Origin of the sequence: Actinomadura sp. 7K507, from assembly GCF_004348425.1 — a bacterium.
Taxonomy (GTDB): domain Bacteria; phylum Actinomycetota; class Actinomycetes; order Streptosporangiales; family Streptosporangiaceae; genus Spirillospora.
In genome coordinates this window covers 1-4,970 of the sequence record NZ_SMKK01000395.1, presented here as the reverse complement: position 1 = coordinate 4,970, position 4,970 = coordinate 1, and the positions used below count along the sequence as shown (strand labels likewise).

General features: G+C 66.4%; 6 protein-coding genes and 2 pseudogenes. 5 read left to right on the top strand and 3 right to left on the bottom strand.

Annotated elements, in window-relative coordinates; translation table 11 throughout:
- Positions 1–69 precede the first annotated feature (69 nt).
- The 3 genes and pseudogenes from E1285_RS43210 to E1285_RS43205 form a co-directional block, all read right to left on the bottom strand.
- Positions 70–222 (bottom strand): annotated as a pseudogene (locus tag E1285_RS43210) (ISAzo13 family transposase); the annotation flags it as partial.
- Between the two features lie 206 nt (positions 223–428).
- Positions 429–596 (bottom strand): hypothetical protein, encoded by a 168-nt coding sequence (locus E1285_RS46215; RefSeq protein WP_165967020.1) that lies wholly within the window; start codon positions 594–596, stop codon positions 429–431.
- Between the two features lie 114 nt (positions 597–710).
- On the bottom strand, positions 711–953 hold the full coding sequence (locus E1285_RS43205) for a hypothetical protein (RefSeq protein WP_132160708.1): 243 nt from the start codon (positions 951–953) through the stop codon (positions 711–713).
- Positions 954–997: 44 nt separating this feature from the next.
- On the opposite strand from E1285_RS43205, the gene E1285_RS43200 reads away from it, so the two are divergent.
- From E1285_RS43200 to E1285_RS43175, 5 genes and pseudogenes are all read left to right on the top strand, one after another.
- Complete coding sequence (locus tag E1285_RS43200; RefSeq protein WP_165967019.1) at positions 998–1,612, top strand: hypothetical protein; 615 nt, start codon at positions 998–1,000, stop codon at positions 1,610–1,612.
- A 123-nt stretch (positions 1,613–1,735) separates the two neighbouring features.
- A pseudogene (locus E1285_RS48015) lies at positions 1,736–2,054 on the top strand (transposase); the annotation flags it as partial.
- 337 nt (positions 2,055–2,391) lie between these two features.
- A complete protein-coding gene (locus E1285_RS43190) occupies positions 2,392–3,306 on the top strand; it encodes a restriction endonuclease (protein WP_207947251.1) in 915 nt (304 codons plus the stop codon).
- Between the two features lie 826 nt (positions 3,307–4,132).
- Positions 4,133–4,450 carry a transposase gene (locus E1285_RS43180; protein ID WP_165967018.1) on the top strand — a complete coding sequence of 106 codons (318 nt, stop codon included), beginning with the start codon at positions 4,133–4,135 and terminating at the stop codon, positions 4,448–4,450.
- Complete coding sequence (locus E1285_RS43175; protein WP_132160704.1) at positions 4,447–4,845, top strand: MarR family transcriptional regulator; 399 nt, start codon at positions 4,447–4,449, stop codon at positions 4,843–4,845. Before E1285_RS43180 ends, E1285_RS43175 begins: the two co-directional genes overlap by 4 nt.
- The last annotated feature ends 125 nt before the right edge of the window (positions 4,846–4,970 follow it).

Sequence of the window (4,970 nt, the reverse complement as noted above, 5' to 3'; positions counted from 1 at the left end):
CTCCAGCATCTGCGCCCGGGCGGGCGCCGGGCCGTCGGCGATGGCGGGGGCGGTGGTCTGGGCCGCTCGGGGGTGGATGGTGTAGTTCCAGATGCCGCGGCCGTGGTGTCGCTTGATCGGCAGCGCGTCCAGGTGCGCCTTGCTGACCGAGATGCCCAGGGGGTAGGTGCCGGTGTCCAGTTCGGCCTCGACCCGCAGGCCTGTGCGGGTTCGGGTGGAGGCGCCGGGCCGGTCCGGGCCGCGACGAGCGCCGAGCACCTCAGCATGACGGTCCTGGCGGTCGGCTGCCTGCTCGGCCTGCTTCTCGGCGCCGTCGAACTCGTCCTCTTGCACGGTCTCCTGCCCGCCGGCGACGTCGATCCGCCACGAGACATCCTGCGGGACGTGGCGCAAACGGCCCCGATCCTCGGCCTCGCCGCAGTGGGCTGCTACTTCGGCCGGCATCCGGCGCCCGCGAGCACCCACGCGGACTGGGCCAGCGCGCTCGTGGCGATCTTCCTGCTCGGCTTCTCCGCCCGGACGGTCAGCCTACGGGTGCAGGCGCTCATCGAAGCCGAACGGCAGGACGCCCCGCTGGAGTGCATCTCGGTCCTCAAGTGGCGCACCTACACCGCGGCGGCGGCCGTGTACGCCGCCGTCGCCCTCTCCTTCATCACCTTCCTCATCGCCAAGACCGCGCGCCAGGACTGGGTGCCGGGCCGGTCCGCGGACTACGCGGCGCTGGCTGCGCCGGCGATCGCGCTCTTCGCCGCCGGTGCCGTCCTGAAACTCGTGCAGGCGCTGCCGTACGCCCGGCTGAAATGCGTCCTCGCCGCGATGGTGTGCGCGGGATGGGCCGCCGTCATGGCCGCCGGGCTCCACGCGGGGTACGACGACTGGAAGCAGCTCGCGCTGTCGGTGTGGATCGCCGCCATCACCGGGCTGTTCGTCGCCGAGGGCGTCATCAGCAACACCGGCTACCTGGCACATACCGGACATCCGCCCGACCACCTACCTGGTGGGGCTGGGCGCCGGGCTTGCCGCCGCCTCGGCGAGCGCATGGATGACCGGGCCGGCGATCGCATCGGCGACCGAGCTGTACAGCGTCCCCTTCGCGCTAACGGCGCTGCTCGTCGGCTGCTGCGCCGTCGTCTTCCTGCCACGCCTCGCGGCAGAATCCCTGCCCGGTGCCACGCCACCGCGGCGGTACACCCTCACCACCCCGCTCGGTGCCGTGCTGCAGGACGACTTCATGGGCCTCCTACTCACGCTGAGCGTCTGCTGGGTACCAAACTTCTTCCTGGCCCACATGCCCCACACCACCTTCGGTGCATGGCTCGCGGTCGTCATCGGCTACCTGGCCCTGCTGTCCGCCGCGTTCATCTTCATCATGCGCAACAACGTCGAGCACTTCGCCAACGAGAGGGAGCGGCTCACCGGCCGCGCCACTGTTCAGGGGCACGCGCTGCCGGCGGACGAGAGCCGGGGCCTGGACCGCCTGGCCCGGCATCTCCGGCGGCAGAACCGCATCGCGGGCGCCGGCGCGCTGGTACCACTCGGGATCTTTCTGCTGTTCAGCGAGATCAGCGGCTTCGACAAGGAATCCGCGCTGAAGCAGCTGTTCAAGATCTAGCGTTCTGCGCCTGAAATGGCGTTGTTGGCGGGGATTCCCTGGGATCTCTTGGCGGCTGCGTACATGCATGGTGGGTGGGATGCCGACGAAAGTCACCGCCACAGACTCAAGACGGAAGGGGCCCGTCCGCACTGGGGTCGGTTCACCGACATCGACGGGCGCCGCTTCACCTGCTTCGTCACCGAAACCCGGCACGGGCAGCTCGCCGACCTGGAGCTACGCCACCGCTGCCGCGCCCGCTGCGAGGACTGTATCCGGTGCGCCAAGGACACCGGCCTGGGCAACCTGCCCCTGCACGGCGCCGCCGCCAACCGGATCTGGCTGGAGAACGTCGCGCTGGCCTCGGAACTGACCGCCTGGACCCAGATGCTCGCCCTGACCGGCCACCCGGCCCGCACCTGGGAGCCCAAAAGGCCTGCGGCTGCGGGTCTTCTCCGCTGCCGGACACCTGGTCCGCGGCGGATGACAGCTCAGACTCCGGTTGAGCAACCGCTGGCCCTGGGCCGACCTCATCACCACCGCGATCATCCGGCTGAAGCTGCTCCCCGCCCCTGATGAGGGACCAACCCTCCCATCAACCCCAAGAAGGAGATCCCAGGGCCCGTGGAACCTCGCCCACCCGATGCGACAGTCGGGCCGAACGGCTGACCCGCCCCCGAAACGAAGCGTCGGTCGGGCCGCTCCGCGACCCGACCGACCTCACGGAAGATCGAGGTTAATCCCAGATCCCGCGCGAGCTGCGCCGCAGGAATACAGTCGTCCACGTAAGATCTCGTGCTGTGACACTCGCTCGAGAGTTGGACGACCTTCACGACCTGCGCAACGGCATGACCCCACAGACCCGTGGCCGCGTTTTCGAACAGTGGCTGCATCAACTGCTCTCCCAGGAAGACCTTGCCCCTCGGACTTCATTTCGTCCCGATGGCGAAGAAGTTGATGGCTCCTTTATGTTCAGGGGATGGCCTTACCTACTGGAGGCCAAGTGGTGGAAGAAAGGGGTGCCCGCGTCCACGCTCTACCAGTTCAAGGGGAAGGTGGACGGCAAACTCGTTGGAACAATCGGCATCTTTATATCGATGTCGGGATATAGCGATGAAGCCGTGGACGCACTTCGCGCCGGCAAGAATCTAAACGTCATCCTATTGGATGGTAGCGATATTCATGCCGCCACAACGTACGGCTTTTCCGCCGTCCTCGGATACAAGCTACGCGAAGCTGTCGAAAGAGGCGAGATCTTTGTTCCATATCCCACATGGATCGCATCTACTGACAATCTAATGCTGGTAGTAGTGGAGAGTTTTCACGACGAGGCCTTCATCAATGGAATCGTCAAGAACCTTCAACTGAAGGGCACCCCGACTCGCCATCTGCAGATACTCGTAGCTCGAGGAATTATGGGGCTTGCAAATGTCGCGGTGGCTGCAGTTGAAGAATCCACGTCCCCCGCTTTAATATTTGCTGACTACGACGACGTGCCGACCGAACAGTTAAGCGGGCTACAGTACTTTTCAGGTCGTTTCCGTGCGATACTCGTGGATCAATGGAGCAAGAAGTGGATGGGCCTGTCATCGAGCGCTGAAGCCAAGACTCTCCCAGCAGAAGAGATACTTCGCCGTACCGTAGATATAGATACTGATGATCTGGCAGCACAAGACCCCAAATTTTCACAACTGATCACCTTACTAGGGACATAGAATCAGTTTCGCTAACGAAGATCGCCGAACTGGCAGTTATCTTTGTGAGCAGGACCGAGCGGATGGCCCGCGCCAGCGACCACCGCGACGTGGGTGCGTTACCGCCTCGACGGGTTGTGGGGCGATGAGGATTTCGCCGCTGCTATCCGCGTGACGGGCGCGCGGGTATCTCGCCTGCGTAACTGGCTACCCGTCAGCGTCCTGCAGTTCCTGCGCAATCTGTTCGACCGGCAGGCGGTCGAGGCGGTCCGCTGCCGATCAACAACTTCCGCTACACCGCCGACGAGCCAGCCTACCTGCTGGCCGACTCCCAAGCCGGAGCGCTCGTCTATCACTCCAGCGTGGCCGCGGCCGTGCGGAAGCTCAAGCCGCCGCTGCTGATCGATGTCGACGACGGCGGCAGCGGCCTCGCCCCGACCACCGCCGAATGCTACGTGAAGGCAATAGTCGAAGCCGAGCCGGCCCAGCGGGCCCTTCGCAGCGGCGACGACATCACCCTGCAGTACACCGGTGGCACCACCGGAAGGCCCAAAGGCGTCGTCACCAAGGTCGCACCACCAGTGACCTCTCTGCTCCGGACGGGCCCGGCCGCTGGTGGGCTCCTAGCCTCTCACCACGGTCGAGCAGGCGGTGCTCCTGGCCGCGGAACTGGCCGAAGAAGGTAGCCGGATCGTCTCGCTCCTGGTGTGTCCCCTCGTCCACGGCACCGGCCTGAACGTCGGCGCCATGCCGGCCCTGACCTTCGGCGGCACCGTGGTGCTGTGGCGCGACCGCAGCTTCGAGTGGGGAGGCAGCCGAATACGAGCGCGTATCCGAACTTACGATCGTGGGCGATACGTTCGCGCGCCCCCTCCTGGCCGACCATGGCGCCGCGCTGGGCATCACGGTCACCACGGTGCAGCCCGAACCCGGGACCAAGGGGTTCGTGCCGGTGCCCAAGCGGTGGGTGGCCGAGCAGACCTTCGGCACCACCATGCTGCACCGGCGGCTGGCCCGCGACTACGAGAAACTGCCCGCCAGCAGCGAAGCCCACCTGTATTGGGCGGCCACCGACCGGATGACGCGCCGGCTGACCGGGACCACCACCCGCTGGCGCGACACCACACCCCCCGACGAGGTCCTGGCCGTCGGCGCGGCCGCGTGACCGGCCGGCCGCCCCCGGTCCCCGACCAGCTCCTGCGCCGCCTGGCCGACGACCGTGACGCGGCCCGCGCACGCGTGGAGCGGCTCACCGCCGAACTCGCCAACGCCCGGCAACAGCTGGAACGGCTGGAGGTCACGCACCAGACGCTGCTGGAACTCGCCGGTGCCGCCGGGCCGCCGCTTCCGCCCGCCTACCGCGACATCCTGGATGTCCTGACCGACCACCCCGACGGCCTACGCCCCAAAGACATCGCCCTCGCCCTCGCCCTCGGACAGCCCACCACCAGCAAGAACACCATCGAAGGCATCCGCGCCAAACTCAAACGCCTCGTCGGCCGAGACCTCGCCGAAGAACCCCAACCCGAACTCTTCGCCATCAACCAGAACAACACCTAACGAACAACCCTCTCAGTGGTTCGGCGATCCTTGGGTCTTGATGTGGGTGAGAGTGGGGTCGCGGGGGTCCTTTGGCGAGGACGGTCATGCGGGTGTGGGTGGGGGAGTATCGGGCGTCGATCTAC